13 protein-coding genes and 1 riboswitch are annotated in these 19727 nt (G+C 40.4%); of the genes, 12 read left to right on the top strand and 1 reads right to left on the bottom strand.

What is annotated here, in order from left to right; genetic code table 11:
- Positions 1 to 5 precede the first annotated feature (5 nt).
- The 7 genes from BLR54_RS06525 (at position 6) to BLR54_RS06495 (ending at position 11968) form a co-directional block, all read left to right on the top strand.
- Positions 6 to 2210 carry a hypothetical protein gene (locus tag BLR54_RS06525; protein WP_090418410.1) on the top strand — a complete coding sequence of 735 codons (2205 nt, stop codon included), beginning with the start codon at positions 6 to 8 and terminating at the stop codon, positions 2208 to 2210.
- Positions 2211 to 3247: 1037 nt separating this feature from the next.
- Positions 3248 to 4300: a [FeFe] hydrogenase H-cluster radical SAM maturase HydE gene (gene hydE / locus BLR54_RS06520; RefSeq protein ID WP_090418408.1), complete on the top strand. Its 1053-nt coding sequence runs from the start codon at positions 3248 to 3250 to the stop codon at positions 4298 to 4300.
- Between the two features lie 19 nt (positions 4301 to 4319).
- Positions 4320 to 5762, top strand: coding sequence for a [FeFe] hydrogenase H-cluster radical SAM maturase HydG (gene hydG, locus BLR54_RS06515; protein ID WP_090418406.1), 1443 nt, complete (start codon positions 4320 to 4322; stop codon positions 5760 to 5762).
- 88 nt (positions 5763 to 5850) lie between these two features.
- Positions 5851 to 7053: a [FeFe] hydrogenase H-cluster maturation GTPase HydF gene (gene hydF, locus BLR54_RS06510; protein WP_090418403.1), complete on the top strand. Its 1203-nt coding sequence runs from the start codon at positions 5851 to 5853 to the stop codon at positions 7051 to 7053.
- 26 nt (positions 7054 to 7079) lie between these two features.
- Positions 7080 to 8558 (top strand): 4Fe-4S dicluster domain-containing protein, encoded by a 1479-nt coding sequence (locus tag BLR54_RS06505; protein WP_090418400.1) that lies wholly within the window; start codon positions 7080 to 7082, stop codon positions 8556 to 8558.
- A 256-nt stretch (positions 8559 to 8814) separates the two neighbouring features.
- A complete protein-coding gene (locus tag BLR54_RS06500) occupies positions 8815 to 10326 on the top strand; it encodes a DUF5722 domain-containing protein (protein ID WP_090418399.1) in 1512 nt (503 codons plus the stop codon).
- A 37-nt stretch (positions 10327 to 10363) separates the two neighbouring features.
- Positions 10364 to 11968 carry a DUF5722 domain-containing protein gene (locus BLR54_RS06495; RefSeq protein ID WP_143008404.1) on the top strand — a complete coding sequence of 535 codons (1605 nt, stop codon included), beginning with the start codon at positions 10364 to 10366 and terminating at the stop codon, positions 11966 to 11968.
- A gap of 191 nt (positions 11969 to 12159) precedes the next feature.
- Here the strand turns inward: BLR54_RS06495 and BLR54_RS15215 are convergent, their stop codons facing one another.
- Complete coding sequence (locus tag BLR54_RS15215; RefSeq protein WP_090418396.1) at positions 12160 to 13533, bottom strand: cation diffusion facilitator family transporter; 1374 nt, start codon at positions 13531 to 13533, stop codon at positions 12160 to 12162.
- A gap of 151 nt (positions 13534 to 13684) precedes the next feature.
- A riboswitch (NiCo riboswitch) is annotated at positions 13685 to 13782 on the bottom strand.
- Between the two features lie 383 nt (positions 13783 to 14165).
- On the opposite strand from BLR54_RS15215, the gene BLR54_RS06485 reads away from it, so the two are divergent.
- The 5 genes from BLR54_RS06485 to hisA all read left to right on the top strand — a co-directional run bounded on the left by BLR54_RS06485 (position 14166) and on the right by hisA (position 19718).
- Entirely contained in the window at positions 14166 to 15755 is a 1590-nt protein-coding gene (locus BLR54_RS06485) for a zinc ribbon domain-containing protein (RefSeq protein WP_090418393.1), read from the top strand.
- Between the two features lie 218 nt (positions 15756 to 15973).
- Positions 15974 to 16864 (top strand): exonuclease domain-containing protein, encoded by an 891-nt coding sequence (locus tag BLR54_RS06480; RefSeq protein ID WP_090418391.1) that lies wholly within the window; start codon positions 15974 to 15976, stop codon positions 16862 to 16864.
- A gap of 80 nt (positions 16865 to 16944) precedes the next feature.
- Positions 16945 to 17565 carry a flavin reductase family protein gene (locus BLR54_RS06475; protein ID WP_090418388.1) on the top strand — a complete coding sequence of 207 codons (621 nt, stop codon included), beginning with the start codon at positions 16945 to 16947 and terminating at the stop codon, positions 17563 to 17565.
- Positions 17558 to 18865 (top strand): M18 family aminopeptidase, encoded by a 1308-nt coding sequence (locus tag BLR54_RS06470; RefSeq protein ID WP_090418386.1) that lies wholly within the window; start codon positions 17558 to 17560, stop codon positions 18863 to 18865. Before BLR54_RS06475 ends, BLR54_RS06470 begins: the two co-directional genes overlap by 8 nt.
- 64 nt (positions 18866 to 18929) lie before the next feature.
- Positions 18930 to 19718 (top strand): phosphoribosylformimino-5-aminoimidazole carboxamide ribotide isomerase, encoded by a 789-nt coding sequence (hisA, locus tag BLR54_RS06465; RefSeq protein ID WP_090418384.1) that lies wholly within the window; start codon positions 18930 to 18932, stop codon positions 19716 to 19718.
- Positions 19719 to 19727: the final 9 nt, after the last annotated feature.

Raw genomic sequence — 19727 nt, 5'->3', positions numbered from 1 at the left:
TGTTTATGAGAAATCGTAAAATTCAAGCCATGTCCATGGGTTTATCTGCTCTATTATTATCCTCACCTGTCAGTTTAACCGCATATGCCATGGAAGCTGAGGATGAGGTGGACGTAAAGGAAGAGGTCCAGGAGCAGGAAATCGCAAGTTCCAGTGAAACAGACGTGGCGGATGATGTTTCCAATTTATCAGAACAATTGAATAATTCCGGCGTAAGCGAGAATCTTAAGGACTCTGCTGGTGAAGAAGCCCTTGATGGACAGTATGAACAGCAGGTTGATGATATATCTAAGGAAGAGACTTTGGCGAAAGATGCGGTGGATTCTACTTGTGTGTCTACAGATAATGTAGCCAAGGCTGCAGAAGCTATGGAGAATGCAGTTGGGCAGGTTGATCAAGCTACCACTGATGCTGGTGAGGTTTCATCCGCAGTACAGGAGACCACAAGTCAGGCAGCCGTTGATGCAGAAAATGCAGTCATTGTTGTAGCTCAAGATTCCACAACAAAGACAGATGCTGAGGTTCTTATTGCCGATACAACAAAGACTGTTGAGGAAGCAACCACAGCCTTTGATTCTGCTACAGAAAAATACGACCAGGCAATGGCAGATTATACTGCTGCCAAGGACGATTACGATACTGCACTTGCAGCCTACAACAGCAATGTTGCCACAGCCAAAGAGGAGATGGTTTCTGCAAACGAATCCTTAGAGGCAATTCAGACAAAGCTTCAGGAGCTTGAAAAGCAGCTTAGCGAAGCCAGAACAGAGCTGACAGATGCAGGTGTTGATGCTTTACTTGCAGCAGAGGATAATAAATCTGCTGACACAGTAAAGTATGTTACAGCTGTTTTGGAGAATTACTACATACCAACTACGGAGGAGCTCAAGGAAGGTCAGAAGATTTCAAACTTCTCATCTGTGACCACTGATGAGGAAGGCCTCCTTCAGGTAAGCTACGATATTACTGACGAAAGTGGCAACGTCCTTAGAACAGTAAATGCCAATTATGGATATGTGGTTGATGAAGCAACTGGCCAGATTCAGTTATACACCAAGGAACTTACATATCAATACAACGATGTTACAGGCCAGCCTGTAGTTCTAAATAAGGAAGAAGCAGAAAAGCTAAATGGCAAAGTCGAGATTGACAACACAACTTACCTTCCACTGTTTGAGTATGATGGGGTGTATGATAGTGTTCGAACCATGAAGACTGCTACACGCAGTTCATCTGTTGCTGCGGCACAAAGGCTCGTACAGAAAAGCTTCACTCCAGACCGAGAAGAATACAAGGTAGACCTTACCTTTAACGACGATTGGAATACAAGCTACAAATCAGCAGAGCGCCAATATGAAACAGTGGGCACATATTCTGCCAAGGTTTATTCAAGGCTTGATAAAAAGTTTACTGACACCGGCAGCCCATTATGGATGGACGACTCCACAGACTACACCTCCTATGTTTCAGGTGCAAGAGCAAAGGTTACAGCTTATGATAACCTTATCAAATCCGTTGTGGATGCCAAGAATCAGTACCAGGCAGCTAGCGAAAAGGTGGCAGAAATCCAACAGCGCTTAGACACTCTTGATAACACTGGCACAGTTATTTCCATGACAAATATTATCCGTTTGGAAATGCAGTTGAATTCAGCCAAGGAAACCTACGGATTGGCCAAGGACAATCTTGAAAAAGCAAAGAATTCCCTTACAGAAGCCAAGGATATCTTTACTTCAAGATTCGCTGCAAAGCTTAATCCAGGCAGTCAACTTCAGACTGAAGAGGAATCTACATCGATGGTTTCTGGAACCTATAGTCTTGCTCAGATAAACACTCTTGAGCAGGATATAGAAAAAGAGCTTACCGAAGAAGTCACAGAGGCTCCTGAAGTTACAGAGGTAACAACTGTTGGCCGATATGCAAGAAGCAATATGGTAGCCCAGTTTGACGCTTCCAATGAGGCTGATAATTCTGCTATCTCCTCAGGTAAGGATTCTTCTGAAACAAAGAAGAAGCCATCTTCCGTTCCAAAGATTGTCATCGAGATTCCAGATGAGGACACACCTCTTGGAATTACACTTTCTGGATTAATGGAAAGAAGCAGATGGTTCGTTGGATTGGCAGGTGTTTTTGTAGCAGGTGGAGGTGTTGCCATCCTTGAGATAAAGCGTCATCGTGCAGCAAAAATTATCGATAAATTAAATCAATAAAACAATTATTAGGAAGCAACTTGGAGGTTTCAGGTTGCTTCCTTTTTGCCAAAAAGAAGATAATCTTGCCAAGGCCTTGTTTGTTACTGTAAGTAATGGTAAAGTGATAATCGTGAAGGGCATGTTCACAATAAAGACACAATTTATTTAGTTCAAATAAACTGCGGAAAAAGATGATGAGGTAGCATGTTATGAAGGTGTTGATTTTGAAAATGAGAATTTTCAGAACAATGGTAGAGAATTACCACACAAGAAGGCAAGTTAAAGCCAATCTTAAAAAGTAATATTCAAATGCCACTAAAGACGTAACAATTTGGGAGAGTTGTTACGTCTTTTTTGTACAAAAAGCTACCCCAGTACCTACATCCGCCTCCACCTTCCCATATCCCCAGGCCACCCTCTGGCAGCCTCCCTATATTCACTAAAACTTCATCCCAGCTCTAGGCACGCCCCCGCAGCCACACGGTCGGGGCCTCAGTACTTTTGTGGCAAAGCCAAAGAATTTGCATTTTCTAAATGCTACACTGCGCTTTCTTTATTGTAGGCGTCTTTTCGATTCATTGCACTTTTGTCGCTACAGTATGTATTGCACAGACACACACTATTTTTTAGTTAATTCCACTTGGTGAATGGAGTATGAAGACACTTAATATGTATATAGCTGATAGGAGAATTAATGAATACTTCTAGTGTCTGTGCAATACATACAGTAGCTTCAAAGTGCAACACCAACGAAAAGACACCTACTGAAAGCCCGTTTGTAGCATTAAGAAAATGCAAAATTCTCCGGCAATCATGCCCACAAAAGTACTGAGGCCCTGACTGTGTGGCTGCGGGGTGTGCAGAGGAGGAGAGATGGAGTTATAATAGAAAAAGAGGCTGCCAGAGGGTGGCAAGAGAATAGGGGAAGGTGGAGGCGGAAAGTATCCTAGAATATAGTAGCTTTTTGTATTGAAAATAAAACTTTAACCCTAGTTAAATTATGATATAGTATACTTTGTGAAAAAATAAACGATATATTTTCTCATTAATAGGATATGGATTTAGATTCAAAGAAATTACTTGATGAACTAAATATTAATCATTCGCTTTCAGTTGAGGAATACGAGTACTTGTTGAAGAATGCTGACGGTGAGCTTATGGAGCTTGCGGCTGAGTATGCACGTGCATATCAGAAACAGTATTATGGAAACAAGGTGTTTACTCGTGGCTTAGTGGAGTTTACGAATTTCTGCAGAAATAATTGTTATTACTGTGGAATCAGGCGAGATAATAATCAATGTGAGAGATATCGTTTGTCCAAATCGGACATTATGGAATGTGCAGATACGGGTTATAAATTGGGCTATAGGACAGTAGTCCTGCAGGGAGGCGAGGATTTCGCTTTTTCTGATCAGGACGTTTGTGATATTGTCCGCTCAATTAAAAAGGCGCATCCAGATGTTGCGGTTACACTTTCAATAGGTGAGCGTTCAAGAGAAAGCTATCAGGCTTATTTTGACGCTGGGGCAGATAGATATTTACTTAGACATGAAACCGCCAATCCACTGCTTTATGCAAAGCTTCACCCAGAGAATCTCTCTTGGGAGAACAGAATGACTTGTCTCAAGACATTAAAAGAGATAGGCTATCAAGTGGGAGCAGGATTTATGGTGGAATCCCCAGGTCAGACACCTTATGACCTAGCTATGGATTTAAAGTTTGTTGAGGAATTTAAGCCAGATATGTGTGGTATCGGGCCGTTTATCAGCCATAAGGATACACCTTTTTCAAAAGAAAAGAGTGGCACCTTAGAAACCACATTGTTGTGCTTATCCCTTATTAGAATCATTTATCCGCAGGTGTTATTACCTGCAACTACAGCACTTGGCACTATACACCCACAGGGGCGCGAAAAGGGCATCCTGGCTGGTGCCAATGTTGTAATGCCTAATCTTTCTCCGGTAAATGTTCGTAAGAAATACACCTTGTACGACAACAAAATTTGTACCGGCGAAGAAGCAGCAGAGTGCGTTAACTGTCTTAAAAATCGTATATCCTCTATCGGATATGAAATCGTTGAAGATGTTGGTAACAGGGCAGGTTTTTAATAGAAAAGAGGTAGTATAAATGTACAATGTAAATTCTCTAAAGGCTGAGGAGTTCATAGACAATCAGGAAATCCTTGATACAATTGCCTATGCTGAGGCCAACAAAAACAATTTTGAACTTATTGAACAGCTTTTGGAAAAGGCTCGTCCAGTAAAGACAGCAGAGGGATGTGTATGTAGCGGTCTTACTCACCGTGAGGCATCAGTACTTCTTGCCTGCGAAGAACCAAAGTACATTGAGAAGATGTATCAGGTTGCACAGGAAATCAAGGATGCTTTCTATGGCAACCGTATCGTGCTTTTTGCACCACTTTATCTTTCAAATTATTGTGTAAATGGCTGTGTATATTGTCCATATCACTTAAAGAATAAGCATATCGGCCGTAAGAAGCTTACTCAGGAAGAAGTTAAGGCTGAGGTTATTGCACTTCAGGACATGGGTCACAAGAGACTTGCTATTGAGGCAGGTGAGGATCCAGTAAACAATCCTATCGAGTACATCTTAGAGTGCATCAACACAATTTATAGCATTCATCATAAAAATGGCGATATCAGACGTGTCAATGTCAATATTGCTGCTACAACAGTTGAAAACTATCGCAAGCTCAAGGATGCAGGTATTGGAACATACATCCTCTTCCAGGAGACTTACAATAAAAAGAGCTATGAGGAGCTTCATCCTACAGGTCCAAAGCATGATTATGCATATCATACAGAGGCAATGGACCGTGCTATGGAAGGTGGAATCGACGATGTAGGTCTTGGTGTTCTTTTTGGACTTGAGAGCTACAAGTACGAATTCGCTGGTCTTCTTATGCATGCAGAGCATCTTGAGGCAGTTCATGGGGTTGGCCCACACACTATCTCAGTTCCACGTGTAAAGCATGCTGATGATATTGATCCAGATGTATTTGACAACTCTATTCCAGACGAGATGTTCACAAAGATTGCAGCTTGTATCAGAATCGCTGTTCCTTACACAGGTATGATTATTTCTACTCGTGAGTCTGAGGAGGTTCGTCGCAAGATGCTTCAGGTTGGTATTTCACAGGTTTCTGGTGCCAGCCGTACATCAGTTGGTGGCTACACAGAGGAAGAAAGACCTCACGACACAGAGCAGTTCGATGTTTCTGATCAGCGTACTCTTGATGAGGTTGTTAAGTGGCTTATGGAGACAGGTCATATTCCTTCATTCTGTACAGCATGCTATCGTGCAGGACGTACTGGAGATCGTTTCATGTCTCTTTGCAAGACGGGTCAGATTATCAACTGTTGTCATCCAAACGCTTTGATGACTCTTACAGAGTATCTTGTTGATTACGCTTCTGAGGAAACAAAGAAGGTTGGTTACAAGATGATTGAGGAAGAGCTTAAGAAGATTCCAAAGGAAAATGTCAGAAAGACGGCTGAGGAAAATATCGAGGCTATTAAGAATTCTAATCGTAGAGATTTCAGATTTTAGTCATTAAATATACAAATATTTTTACTATAATACAATAGGCTTCTTCTTGAGGAGAAGCTGTCACCGCAGGTGACTTATGAGGTGTAAAATGACTTTGAATGATGTGTCAAGCGGTCAGCGTACTCACATAGGTTTTTTCGGAATTAGGAACGCTGGCAAGTCAAGCATAGTTAATAAGCTCACCAATCAGCCAGTATCACTTGTGTCAGACCACAAAGGTACCACCACTGATCCGGTTAAAAAGGCCATGGAGATTCTTCCAATTGGCCCAGTGGTAATCATCGATACAGCTGGTTTTGATGATGAGGGAGAGCTTGGAGAACTTCGCAAACACAGAACCTATCGCATCCTTGATGAGATAGATATTGTGGTACTGGTGTTAGATGCCAGAAACCAAACTCTTACAGAAGAAGAGGCTGATTTCATCAAGATAGTTGAAGAAAGAAAGCTTCCTCATATAATAATTGAAAATCATGTGGATGAGGCAGAGGGGCACAGCTTTAATGAGATATCATCTGATGAGCAGCTTATCTATTTAGATGCCACTAGCGATGATATGAGCTCAGTAAAGGAAGCCTTGATTAAGTTGCTTCCACAGATAAAAGAAAAGGAACAGGTTTTAGTTGCAGATTTGGTGCAGGAGAAAAGTACAGTTGTCCTGGTAATTCCAATCGACGAATCTGCTCCAAAGGGAAGAGTAATTCTTCCTCAACAGATGGTTCTCAGAGACCTGCTTGACAACAATTGCAAGATTATTTGTTGTCAGCCAGAAGAGCTTCGTGAAGCTCTTGAGGAAAATAGCAAGGTTTCACTGGTAATCACTGATTCACAGGCTTTTCAGCAGGTATCAAAAATCGTACCTGAGGAAATAGAACTTACATCCTTTAGTATTTTGATGGCGCGCTACAGAGGAAGCCTTGCCACACAGCTGGAAGGTGTAGCAGCTCTAGAAAAGCTTGAAGATAATGATACAGTTCTCATTTCTGAGGCTTGTACCCATCATCGTCAATGTAACGACATAGGTACGGTAAAGCTTCCAGGTTGGATTAAAAACTTCACTGGCAAGGATGTGAGATTTGAGTTTACCTCTGGAAATGATTTTCCTGAGGATTTAACAAAGTATAAGCTTGTAGTTCACTGCGGCGGATGTATGGTTAATGAAGCCGAGATGCAAAGCAGAACGAAGCGCTGCAAGCAGCAGGGCGTTCCTATTGTGAATTATGGAATGGCCATTGCAAAATTCAATGGTATTTTAGACAGAAGTCTAAGAATAATAAAAACTGGCAATTAAAAGTATTTTTGTAAAAGGAGAAAAATATGGTTACTTCAGATCAAAGTATTGTACGTTTGAAGCACAACATTATGGAAGAGGTTTGTAAGCTTGCTTGGAATGGTGAGCTTGACGCTGAGCACAAAGAGGCTGTTTGCTACGAAATCATTCCTGGACCAAGACCAACATATCGTTGTTGCGTTTATAAGGAAAGAGAAATCGTTAGACAGAGAGTTATTCTTTCTTGCGCTGAGAATCTTCCAACAAACCCAGATTCAAAGAACGTAGTTCAGGTTATCCAGCCAGCTTGTGATGACTGTTCTATCGCATCTTATTCAGTTACAGATAACTGCCGTTTCTGTCTTGGAAAAGCATGTCTCAACTCTTGTAAGTTCGGTGCTATCTCTCCAGGTGAGAGAAGAATGCACATCGATCCTACAAAGTGTAAGGAGTGCGGTATGTGTGCTAAGGAATGTCCTTATCAGGCAATCGTTCACCTTGAGAGACCATGTAAGAAGGCTTGCCCAGTTGGCGCTATTTCTTACGACGAGTACGGTCACTGCGTAATCGATGATGAGAAGTGTATCTCATGTGGTCACTGTATCCACAGCTGTCCATTCGGTGCTATCGGATCTAAGACATATCTTGTACATATCATCAAGGCTATCCTTGAGGGCAAGAAGGTTTACGCTATGTGCGCACCTGCTACAGAGGGACAGTTCGGTGAGGATATCTCAATGGCTGCTGTTAAGGCTGCATGCAAGAAGCTTGGTTTCACAGATATGATCGAAGTTGGTCTCGGTGGAGATATGACAGCTGCTTATGAGTCAGCTGAGTGGTACGAGGCTAAGGAAGAAGGACGTAAGATGACAACATCTTGCTGCCCAGCTTTCATCAACATGCTTAGAAAGCACTTCCCAGAGCAGTTCGAGAACAACATGTCTTCAACTGTATCTCCAATGTGCGCTATCTCTCGTTTCCTTAAGGCAACAGAGGGTGAGGACGTTGTAACAGTATTCGTTGGACCATGTATCGCTAAGAAGTCTGAGGCTGCTGATGAGACAGTACCAGGAAATGCAGATTACGTTATCACATTCGGTGAGCTTCGTGCTATGATGCGTTCTAAGGGTGTTGAGTTCGAGCCAGTAGATGAGAACTACCAGGAGTCATCTACATTTGGTAAGCACTTCGCATCTTCAGGCGGTGTTGCAAAGGCTGTTATCGAGTGCATGCAGGAGCGTGGACAGAATACAGACGACCTTAAGCTTATGCAGTGTGCAGGTGGTGCTGAGTGTAAGAAGGCACTTATGCTTCTTAAGAGCGGTAAGCTTGATGCAGACTTCATCGAGGGTATGATTTGTGAAGGTGGTTGCGTAGGCGGACCTTCTAAGCACAAGGCTGAGAGAGAAATCCTTAAGGCTAGAACTGGTCTTATCGGCAAGGCTGATGGACGTAAGATTCTTGAGAACCTTGAGAATTACCCAATGGATAAGTTCTCCATGTATCGTGATGGACATATGGAGTAATCACTTATTCTAATAAGATATAGATAATTAGGAATCCCCTAGGTACAAGGTACTTAGGGGGTTCTTTTTATGTATTGTGAAGTATATGGCTTTAACAACATTTCTTTAACTCTAGAGTATCAGTGAACTCTTTGTGTTATATTATTCTTTTAATTATTATTTTCACACTTTTTTAATAACTCTATATTATAGTGAGTATTGTCCCGTCACACGGGCTGAGAATGATATTGATTATTCGAAAGGAGTTTTTGAGTTTATGAAATTTCCAAAGAAAATCACTAGTTTTGTTTTATCACTAATCCTTGTAGTTACAGCATTTGCGTTTGTTCCAACACAGACAGCTTATGCAAAAGATAACGTTACAATTGGTGGAGCAGTTATCCAGGGAGCAGATGTAGTTATAGCTTCTCAGGGTACAGTAGCTTCTGAGGATGGTATGTATCATCTTGTTGCTTCTGATGTAAACGAAGCAGCTCCTCAGGGAACCGATGTTGCTCAGGCTGCAGTAGGTGCTGCAACTTCATTTACAGTACCACTTGCAAAGGGCACTGCCAACTCAATGCTATTTAAGAAATTTACAGTATGTGTTATGAGTGGTGGAGCTTTAAAGGCAGTTTCTAATAGCATGTACATCACAAATCCAGAGGCATGCGCTACAGCAGCTCCTAAGAGAATGGATTATGGCAAGAAGGGTATCCTACCTGATTTGTTACAGTCAGTTGCAAGCAAAAATCAGCCTCAGCAGCTTGGCGCAAAACAGGTTAATTTGAATATTAATCTTGCAAAGCTTGGTTCTTTAGCAGGATATGATTTCTCTGTACGCAAGTATAATGCTCAGGGAATGCAGGTTAATGTAATTCTTTTAGTTAATGATTCAACTCCAATTAATTACATTAATCCATATTCTTATGACGGTTTAGGCGCTCACAATTATTATGGCTTGAATGCAAATACAGCAGAAGGTGTTAAGTCAATACAGGAAGCAGCATCCTTTGTTGCAAAGCATTATTCAGGAATCGGTTATGGTCAGGTAGATAACTTTATTATTGGTAATGAGGTTAATGCATGGTGGCTTTGGAATTACATGAATTGTGGCTCTAACGATGTGTTTATGCAGGAATATGCTAAGGCCTTCAGACTTATGTATAACGGTATCAAGTCTGAAAATGCAAACGCTAATGTTTACACCTGTATAGATCATCAGTGGGCTAGATCAGAAGCTTCTTACTATATTTCAGGTAAGGAATTTGTAACTAAGCTTAACAATATTATTAAGAGTGAAGGAAACGTTGATTGGAGACTTGCAGTTCATCCATATAATGCTCCTCTTTATGCACCAATTGCATGGGAGACAGGCAAGAATGTTTCTCATAGCCAGAGCACTCCATATGTGACTATGGCAAATATAGATGTTTTAACAGACTTTATGTGTTCGGCAGATATGCTTTCGCCAACAGGAGCACCTCGTACCGTAAAGTGTTCTGAGGTTGGATACACCAGTGCTGGTGGTGAACAGCTCCAGGCCGCATCATTAGTATATGCAAATCTTGTGGCAAACAATAATAGTCTTATTGATGGTCTTGTTGTTTCAAGAGAATCCGATGATGCAATTGATATTGCACAGGGAATGCATTCAGGTTTATGTAACTTAGATGGTTCTCACAAGATGGGATTTGATTTCTATCAGAATGCAGACAGTCCTGATATTATCGCACAGGCAAATGCAATTGCTGGTACAGATTTAACAAAGCTAATCACACCTCGTTAATTAGACGATAATGATATATGAAAGGAATTATGGGATTATGAAATTTACAAAGAGGCTTGCGAGTTTAGCTCTATCATTGATGTTAATAGCGACTTGCTTTACATTTGCTCCTGAGCTTAAGGCAGAGGCTGCAAAAAAGTCATCTGGTTCATCAGTGGCTGTGACAGTTGGTGGTGCTTTGATTGATGGCGCTAATGTTACCATTCCAACAACCGGTCAGGCAGCATCTGATGATGGTGTGTATCACCTTATTGCATCAGATGTAAATCAGGCAGGAAACACTGGTCTTGAGGTTGCACAGGTTCCTGTGGCTGCAAATGTCACTTTCTCTGTGCCTTTAAACAAGGGACAGGCTAACTCTGTATTGTTCAAGAAGTTTACTGTTTGTGTTAACAAGGGTGGAACAATTACTCCTGTATCAAACAGTATGTATATCTCAAATCCAGAGGCATGTGCAGGACGTTCTGCATATCGTATGGATAATGGAAAGAAGGGATTACTTTGTGATGCCAGCTCAGTAAACATGGGTATGCGTTCACTAGCAGACCTTGGTGTTAAGCAGGCAACAGTTTCTCTTCCTCTTTCAAAGATTTCCTACGGACAGGGAACACCTTACGTTTATAATGGAAAAACATATAACTTTAATTCAAGATATATTGCCGCTTTCGACAACTATCTTGGACGTCTTAATGCTCAGGGTGTACAGGTTACAATGATTCTCCTGGTTGACCAGGGCGCAGAGCAGCCATTTATAAGCCCTTATGCATATGATGGAATTGGTAGACATAATTATTATGGATTAAACGCAACTACTACGGAGGGAATTGAAATCCTTGAGGCTATGGGTTCTTTTGTAGCCAGCCGTTGGAGTGGATATTCATACTTTGGTATGAACGCTAAGGTTGATAACTTCATTATTGGTAATGAGGTTAATGCTTGGAATGAGTGGAATTACATGAACTGTGGTGGCAATCTTGCGGTTTACACTCAGGAATATGCAAATGCCTTCCGCATTCTTTACAATGCAATTAAATCTGAAAATGGTAATGCAAATGTTTATATTTGTACTGACCATCAGTGGGCATTAAATCAGAAGACTGTACACGGAGCAAGATCTTTCATTACATCCTTCAACAATTACATCCGTGCACAGGGCAACATCGATTGGAGACTTGCTTTACATGCATACAACTATCCACTTAACTCAGTTACAGCATGGGCTCCATCAGCAAAGGTACAGAGAAGTCAGAACACACAGTTTATCTCTGTTTACAATATTGATGTGGTAACTGATTTCTTGTCACAGCCAGACCTTCTTTCACCAAGTGGAGCAGTTCGTACCGTTAAGCTCGCGGAGCAGGGCTACACCTCATCACAAGGTGAACAGCTTCAGGCAGCAGCTATTACATACGCATTCCTGGTAGCTGAGAATAACAGTCACATTGACGGATTGATTCTTTCTCGTGAAAAGGATGACCCAATCATCGAGATACCACAGGGCCTTGCAAACGGAATCCTTAGAAGTGATAACACCGCAAAGGCTTCTTACAACTTCTACAAGAATGCCGGAAATCCAGAGTACACTGCTCAGGCTAGTGGCTTCGCAGGAGTTGATTTAACAACACTTCTTGCTCCAAGATAGATTTAAAAGCTAAAAATTCACTAGCAACACTTCTTGCAATAAGATAAATTTAAAAGCTAAAGATGCTAAGATTTTAAGCTTCTTTCATCATGAAAATGGCCTAAGCCCCGGGGGCATAGGCCATTTTTGCGCGTTTATCAATTAGCTCCCTACAAACGTACATAATTCGTTTTCAAATTGATAAACGCACATTAACAGAAAGTTTTTCTTTCCAAATCTCCAATTTCATTCATATCTGATTCACTATTTATCGTAGTTTCCATAAGTCTACATAAATCATATGCATTAAGATCACGGCCAGTTATAGACCTAATAGGCTTTCCTGCCAAAAGAGCATTAATATCATAATCGGAAAAATACCATCCTGGTCTAAAAAGTTTTGTCATGCCATGATTATCTGAAATATAGCTAATGGGATCATAAGGATGCTTACATCCTAATTCATAATGTACTTTATCTATTTCTAGATAAAGTCTCTTAGAGTGACTATATAGCTTAAAATGATTATCCTCATAGATAATATTATTTGCAGAATCCTTTTCAGTCATTTTTTCAGGGTTAATTATATGTTCTGCTTGGATGCCAGAATCTATATCTGATGTTGCTTCTAATTCTGTATCTGATGCAATAGCCAATGCTGTATCAGGCTCTGAATTCGGTTCTGCATCCGATACAATATCTGAACATGCTTCATTTTTTTCTTCTGCAGGATTCACATGAATCATTACATGTTTGATATTGGGGTAATTCTTCTCAAGACTTGCATGAACATTTTCTGCAATATCGTGAGCTTCTACCAGGGAAATATCTCTATTAACTGCAATTTCTAGTTCCACATAGTTTCTATTACCAAATTGTCTAGTATGCAATAAATCTATTCCTACAACGCCTGGTTGCTCCAAGATAAAGTTGCTAAGCTCCTGTTCAAAATCCTCACCACAGGAGGTATCTAGCATTTTTATGAAGGCGTCCTTGGATATGTCATAAGCCACCTTCAAAATACACAAGCATATTAATAAACTGGCTACAGGGTCCATTATAGGAAATCCAAGCTTTGCCATTCCAATACCAATAAACGAACCTACTGAAGAAATAGCGTCAGAGCGATGATGCCAGGCATCAGCTTTGAAGGCTGACGAATCTAACTTTTTAGCATAGTACATTGTGTACCAAAACATACCCTCCTTCACCAAGATAGATACAACAGCAGCTATCAAAGGAAGTATTGTAGGAATTTCTAATTCTCTTGGAAAAATGATTTTATGAACACCAGAATAGCCAATTCCAAGTCCAGTTACAGCAAGTATTGTGCCAAGCAACAAGGATGCAACACACTCTAGGCGTTCGTGACCATAGGGATGCTCATTGTCTTCTGGCTGTCGTGACATGAGTACACCTACGTATGCGATTAATGTAGCAAAAACATCAGACAAAGAATGAATAGCATCAGAAACCATGGCTGTAGAGTTTCCTATGATTCCTGCGACCAACTTAAAAGCAGAAAGTGCCACATTTCCTAAAATTCCTATGCGAGACAATTTCTTTACAATTGTGTTTTCATCCATAGTAAATCCCCTTAATTTTAAAAGATTGTGCTCAGCTGTCTGGGCTTTTTTAATTTATAGGAGTTTTTCCTACATAGTAAAAATCGCACCATTTATAAAGTAATAATATTTTTTTATAAATAAAAAAACGCACCCCAGGATGTAGCTATACTACTGTCCCGCAGATGCGAAATATCTTCTGCTGTCATTAATTTGACCCGGCCACATACTATGTGATGTATCTAGTATTGCCTGTTCAGTTTGTACTGTAGATGGCACATATGTGTTATTGCAGTGCAAAGAGCTTTTTCTCATATTACCACTACAGTATGCTGAGTGTCAAAATTGGTGCGTTTATCAATTTGAAAACGAACTATGTACGTTTGCAGGAAGCTAATTGATAAAATAATCCTTGTGTTATTACTTTTTTATTTTTGATGTAAATCTGGGATTTTTTTCGAAAATAAGAATGTGATTTTTTAAAAGACTTAGTAAATTTAGCATGCAAATTGCTTGGCGTCAAGAATTATTTATTTGAGCCTATCGAAGCTAGCTCAAAATTGACATTATATTTAAAAATAATTATACTCATTTTACGTGTGTAAAGGCGGATTGTAGGGCCTTACACTATATAGAAAACGGAGGATAAATATATGGCATTTTGTGAGCAGTGCGGAGCAGAATTGCAGGCTGGAAATCTATTCTGTGCTCAGTGCGGTACGCCTGTAAGGGGGGCGGGACCAGTTCCAGAAAACAATCAAGTTGAAGAAAATGTTCAAGTAGCTGAGGCAACACCAGTAGCGCCAGTACAAGAGGCAACACCAGCAGCGCCAGTGCAGGAGGCAACACCAGTAGCGCCAGTGCAGGAGGCAACACCAGTAGCCCCAGTGCAGGAGCCGACACCAGTAGCCCCAGCACAGGAGCCTGTATACTCAGCTCCAGTTAACAATGGACCTGTATATACTCAGCCGGTATATACTGAGCCTGTATACAATCAGGCACCACCTGCACCTGCTAAGAAAAAGAAGAAGTTCCCAGTAGTTGCAATAATTCTACTTGTTATTTTTGTTATATTAGCAGTAGTTGGAATCTTCTTTGGAATTAGTATTTCAAAGACTATGAACATTAACGACTATACAAGTGTTGAGTTCTCAGGCTACGACACAATGGGTAAGGCAGAAGTTGTTATAGACGAAGACAAGTTCATGGAGGATTTTGGCAAGAAAGCGAACAAGAAGAATAAGCCTCATAACATGAGTGATTTGGAAGATGGCATTGACTATGAACTTGATAAGGAAACAGACCTTTCAAACGGTGAAAGTGTTGAACTTACATGGGATATTGATGCAGATTACATTAAGAAGACCTATGGCGTTAAGCTGAAGTTTACAGATACAAATTATACAGTAGGTGGCCTTGAGCAGGTTGATACCTTCAATCCATTTGATGATATGACTCTTGAGTTCTCAGGCGTTAACGGTAAGGGACAGTGTTCTGTTAAGGTTACAAATGAGGATACAATGTATGACGACTTAACCTTCAGTTTGGATAAGTCTTCTGACCTTTCAGAAGGAGATACAGTAACGGTAACATTTGGTAAAGGACATGAAGATGACCTTAACGAATACGCTGCAGAGCATTATGGCACAATTCCAACTGAGACAGAAAAGGAATTTACAGTTGAAGGTCTTGGTGAATATGTATCTAAGGTTTCTCAGTTATCTGAGGAGGCTATCAAGGAAATGGGCGATAAGGCAGCTGAGGTTTGCAAGGATGATATAGAGAAGACAGATCTTGGTGACCTTAGCGTAAAAGTTGACAATACAGAAACTGCAGCTGCTTTTGTTATCCTTAACAGAGATGGCAGTGGTAACAAGATTGACTTTGTTGTAAAGCTTGATGTTACAATCACATCTGCTAAGCAGTCTGGAGAAGAGAAGATTACATACTATCGTGCAGCTTCCTTCTATGATGTGGCTGTTAACAAGGATGGCGAATGTTCTTACGACTTAAATAACTATGATCTAGACGATCACTCTGCATTTGAGTATAGAACAAACTTCAAGTATTCAGGTAGATTAAAGTGGAGCATTAAATTCTTTGGATTTGAAAGCGTAGAAGATGCTAATACATTCATATCAGAAAACTATGACGTTGCATATGATATTGATTCAAGCTTAGCACCAGCTTCAGAAGGAGAAGAGGCTGAGGATACAGAGGCTTCAGAAGAATCTGAGGAATAACGGTCATGACTTTTTACTGACAGAACAAGTAATTGTCAGAAGCTAAATGATTATATGGGATGGCTTTTTAGCCATCCCTATTATTTTGGACACAATTATATGATAGAATATCATGGGTCGAAGAATTGGAAAATTTAGGGACCATATAAGGAAAAGATACTTGCTTACAATTACTTTATTTTGACGGCAAGAAGAAATAGAAAGATTTGGAGATAATATTGGCAACAAAAACTACCAAACAGACAAATAAAATAAAGGGACCAAGTCAAACTGCACCTGCTGGTTTTAAAGGAAAGAACCAAGCCTTTTTAGATGCAGAATACTTGAGCATGCGCTTTAAGAAAAGCTCTATAGAAGATGTAATATCTATTGGTGTGGTAATTACAAACCCAGCTCACGAGGAGCTTGATAGATTTTATTCAACAGTGCAGCTTACCAGAGGACATAAGTTACCGCCGCTGATTACAGAGTTGACTGGTCTTACAAATGAGGAATTGGAGGATGCTCCATCCTATGAAGAAGTAATGACCGAGCTTATAGACAGAATCAAGAAGTGGCAGGTTGGAAAAATCTGCGTATGGGGTGGAGATAAAAATAACTTCCAACGAGATTTTGAATCCAGAAACTTGGAAAAGCCATTAAAGCGAAGCGTGGCAAAATTCATAAGCACCTTCGAAAACATCCAAAAGGAAGTGAGCCTTGATATTACGGGAGGCTTGGATGCAAACTTATCTCTTGCAGATATGAAGACTATCTGTGGTCTTGGAGGCTACGTTGCGCATAATGCTTTAAACGATGCAGAGGATATGCTTGAGTGCATACGTATCATCGAAACAGATAGCATGAAATACGATGGCGTGAAGGCTGCTGAGTATAAAAAGTTTAGAGGGGAATATGTTAAAAATCGTAGCTTTGATGACCCTGAAATGGATGAAGATTATATTATCGATTCAAAGCTTGGAGAACAGTTCCTTGAAGAAATCAAAAGCAAAGGCTTTGCAGATGACCCAAAGACAAAGGCTTTTATGGACGACTTGGAATTCCTTCTCGGAAAAGGAAATGTATACATGGGAACTTTCTCAGAAATGATGAATGACTGTGATACTTAAAGTCGAGCTTAGCGAAGACTTGTTAGTATTAGGAGGCCTTTGGCCGACGACTGAATTTTTGAAAACCTAGGATGATTATTATGAGTAAACAAAAATGGAAACCAGGAAATATGATTTATCCTCTTCCTGCAGTGCTTGTTACCTGCAGAGGAAAGGATGGTAAAGATAATGTTCTTACCGTTGCCTGGACTGGTACAGTTTGTACCAATCCTCCAATGGCATATATATCTGTTAGACCTAGCAGACATTCTTATCCAATGATTATGGAAACAGGTGAGTTTGCAATCAATCTCACCACAGAAGAGATTTCCTTTGCCACAGATTACTGTGGAGTTACATCAGGAAAGGATGTAGATAAGTTTGAAAAGTGTGGGCTTCATAAGGTGGAAGCTGATGAGATAAACGTTCCATTAATAGAGGAGTCACCTGTTAATATAGAGTGTAAGGTTCGTGAGGTTCATGAATATGGAAGTCACACAATGTTTGTGGCAGATGTTTTATGTGTTCATGCAGACGAAAAATACATGGATGAAAAGGGAAAGTTCGATTTGGAAAAATCTGGACTTTTAGCTTACAGTCATGGCACCTATTTTGGTCTTACACGACCACAGGGAACCTTTGGATATTCTATAAAAAAGGATACAAAAAAGAAGTCTAAATCAAATAAGGCAAAGAAAGAGGGAAAGGCAAAAAATGAATAAGACAGTAAGAGGTTTATTTGATTTTATCGAGAAAAGTCCATCACAGTTTCATGTGGTGGAAAATCAAAAAAAGGAATTTTTAGCTGCCGGTTTTGAAGAGCTTACAGAGGCAAATGCCTGGAAGCTCAAGCTTGGCGGCAATTATTTTGTAACCAGAAATGGTTCTTCGATTCTTGCATTTAGAATGCCAAAGAAAGCTTACAAAAGCTTTATGATTATGGCCAGTCACACAGATTCTCCAACCTTCAGAATCAAAGAAATGCCTGAGATGAAGGAAGGCCACTATGTGAAGCTTAACACAGAACGTTACGGCGGTATGCTTATGGCGCCTTGGTTTGACAGACCTCTTTCCATTGCAGGTCGAGCTATTGTTAGAACAGGAAAGGGCACAATAGAAACCAAGCTTGTTAATTTTGACAGGGATTTATGTATGCTTCCATCCCTTGCAATTCACATGAATCGTGAAGCAAACGACGGCTATAAATACAACGCTCAAAAGGATTTACTTCCTCTTATTTCCATGGATGAAAAGTTTAATTTGAAGGAACTTTTGGCAGAAGAACTTGGACTTAAGGTTGAAGATATTATTGGATCGGATTTATTCCTTTATAATCGAGACGGTGGTCGCATCTGGGGTGCAAAGGATGAGTTCATTTCAATTGGACGCCTTGATGATTTGCAGTGTTCATATAGCTCAATGATGGGACTTATTAATGCAAAGAATACTGATTCAGCAGTTCAGATTCATGTTACCTTCGACAATGAAGAGGTAGGCAGTGGCACAAAACAGGGCGCTGATTCTACTTTCCTTTACGATGCTTTAGTTCGTATAAACGAAGCAATGGAAGGAAACAATTCAAAGCTTCTTGAAGCAATTGCAAATTCCTTTATGGTTTCTGCTGACAACGCCCACGCCCTCCATCCTAATTATTCGGAAAAGAGTGACCCAACCAACAAGGTATATATGAACGAAGGTGTGGTAATCAAATTTAATGCAAACCAGAAATATATGACGGATGGTTTGGCCTTTGGAATCTTCACTGAAATATGTAAGAAGGCAAAGGTTCCATACCAGACTTTTGTGAATCGTTCTGATGTTGCAGGTGGTTCTACTCTTGGAAATATTTCAAATGCACATGTATCAATTAATGGCGTAGACATAGGCTTGGCTCAGCTAGCAATGCATTCACCTTACGAAACTGCCGGTGTGAAAGATACCGAATATTTACTTAAAATAGCTACGAAATTTTACGAAACTGTTATTGAAAGTACGTCGGCAGACAGTTATAATTTGAAGTAAATTTTGCTTTAGCACGTTAAAGAGGCAAAATAAAATTACATAATGGGCCAGGAGGATTTTACACATGCAGTTTAGGCCATGCATCGACATTCACAATGGAAAGGTCAAGCAGATTGTTGGTTCTACACTTTCAGATCTTGGAAAGACAAATGGTCATCCAAAGGAAAATTTTGTTGCCGACAAGGATGCTACTTACTACGCTAAAATTTACAAGCGTGATGGTCTCAGGGGAGGCCATATTATCAATCTCAACATGAAGGGCACAGACGAATACGAGACATCGAAAGAGATGGCACTCAAGGCACTTAGCGCATATCCAGGAGGAATGCAGTATGGTGGCGGCGTGGACGATAAGAATGCCAGGGACTTTATCTCGGCTGGTGCCAGCCACGTAATAGTCACTTCATTTGTTTTCAACAATGGCCGAGTTGATTATGATGCATTGAAACGTCTTTCAGAAACAGTTGGAAGAGAGCATCTTGTTTTAGATTTATCATGCACAAGAGTGGATGATAAATTTGTTATCGTTACTGACAGATGGCAGAACATCTCAAAGGAAGTTATCACCTACAATTTCCTTGATAGACTTGCCTTCTACTGCGATGAGTTTTTAATTCATGCAGCAGATGTGGAAGGAAGAGGAAGCGGAATCGATAGAGATTTAGTTGGTTTTCTTTCTCGCTACAAGAGAGTTCCAATCACCTACGCAGGTGGTGTTCATGACTATGGGGACATTGAGCTCATCAGCTATCTTTCAGACAACAACATGGACTTTACTGTAGGTTCTTGCCTAGATTTATTTGGTGGAGAACTTTCATATGATCGAATTGTTAAGCGAATAGTTAATCGCTAATACATAGAA

It is taken from the genome of Pseudobutyrivibrio sp. YE44 (assembly GCF_900104335.1).
In the GTDB taxonomy this organism is placed as follows: Bacteria; Bacillota; Clostridia; order Lachnospirales; family Lachnospiraceae; genus Pseudobutyrivibrio.
This window is presented reverse-complemented; position numbering and strand designations above follow the sequence as displayed.

Coding starts and splice junctions, on each gene's coding strand:
- BLR54_RS06525 (WP_090418410.1), top strand. CDS start 6: ATGAGAAATCGTAAAATTCAAGCCATGTCCATGGGTTTATCTGCTCTA.
- hydE (WP_090418408.1), top strand. CDS start 3,248: ATGGATTTAGATTCAAAGAAATTACTTGATGAACTAAATATTAATCAT.
- hydG (WP_090418406.1), top strand. CDS start 4,320: ATGTACAATGTAAATTCTCTAAAGGCTGAGGAGTTCATAGACAATCAG.
- hydF (WP_090418403.1), top strand. CDS start 5,851: ATGACTTTGAATGATGTGTCAAGCGGTCAGCGTACTCACATAGGTTTT.
- BLR54_RS06505 (WP_090418400.1), top strand. CDS start 7,080: ATGGTTACTTCAGATCAAAGTATTGTACGTTTGAAGCACAACATTATG.
- BLR54_RS06500 (WP_090418399.1), top strand. CDS start 8,815: ATGAAATTTCCAAAGAAAATCACTAGTTTTGTTTTATCACTAATCCTT.
- BLR54_RS06495 (WP_143008404.1), top strand. CDS start 10,364: ATGAAATTTACAAAGAGGCTTGCGAGTTTAGCTCTATCATTGATGTTA.
- BLR54_RS15215 (WP_090418396.1), bottom strand. CDS start 13,533: ATGGATGAAAACACAATTGTAAAGAAATTGTCTCGCATAGGAATTTTA.
- BLR54_RS06485 (WP_090418393.1), top strand. CDS start 14,166: ATGGCATTTTGTGAGCAGTGCGGAGCAGAATTGCAGGCTGGAAATCTA.
- BLR54_RS06475 (WP_090418388.1), top strand. CDS start 16,945: ATGAGTAAACAAAAATGGAAACCAGGAAATATGATTTATCCTCTTCCT.
- BLR54_RS06470 (WP_090418386.1), top strand. CDS start 17,558: ATGAATAAGACAGTAAGAGGTTTATTTGATTTTATCGAGAAAAGTCCA.
- hisA (WP_090418384.1), top strand. CDS start 18,930: ATGCAGTTTAGGCCATGCATCGACATTCACAATGGAAAGGTCAAGCAG.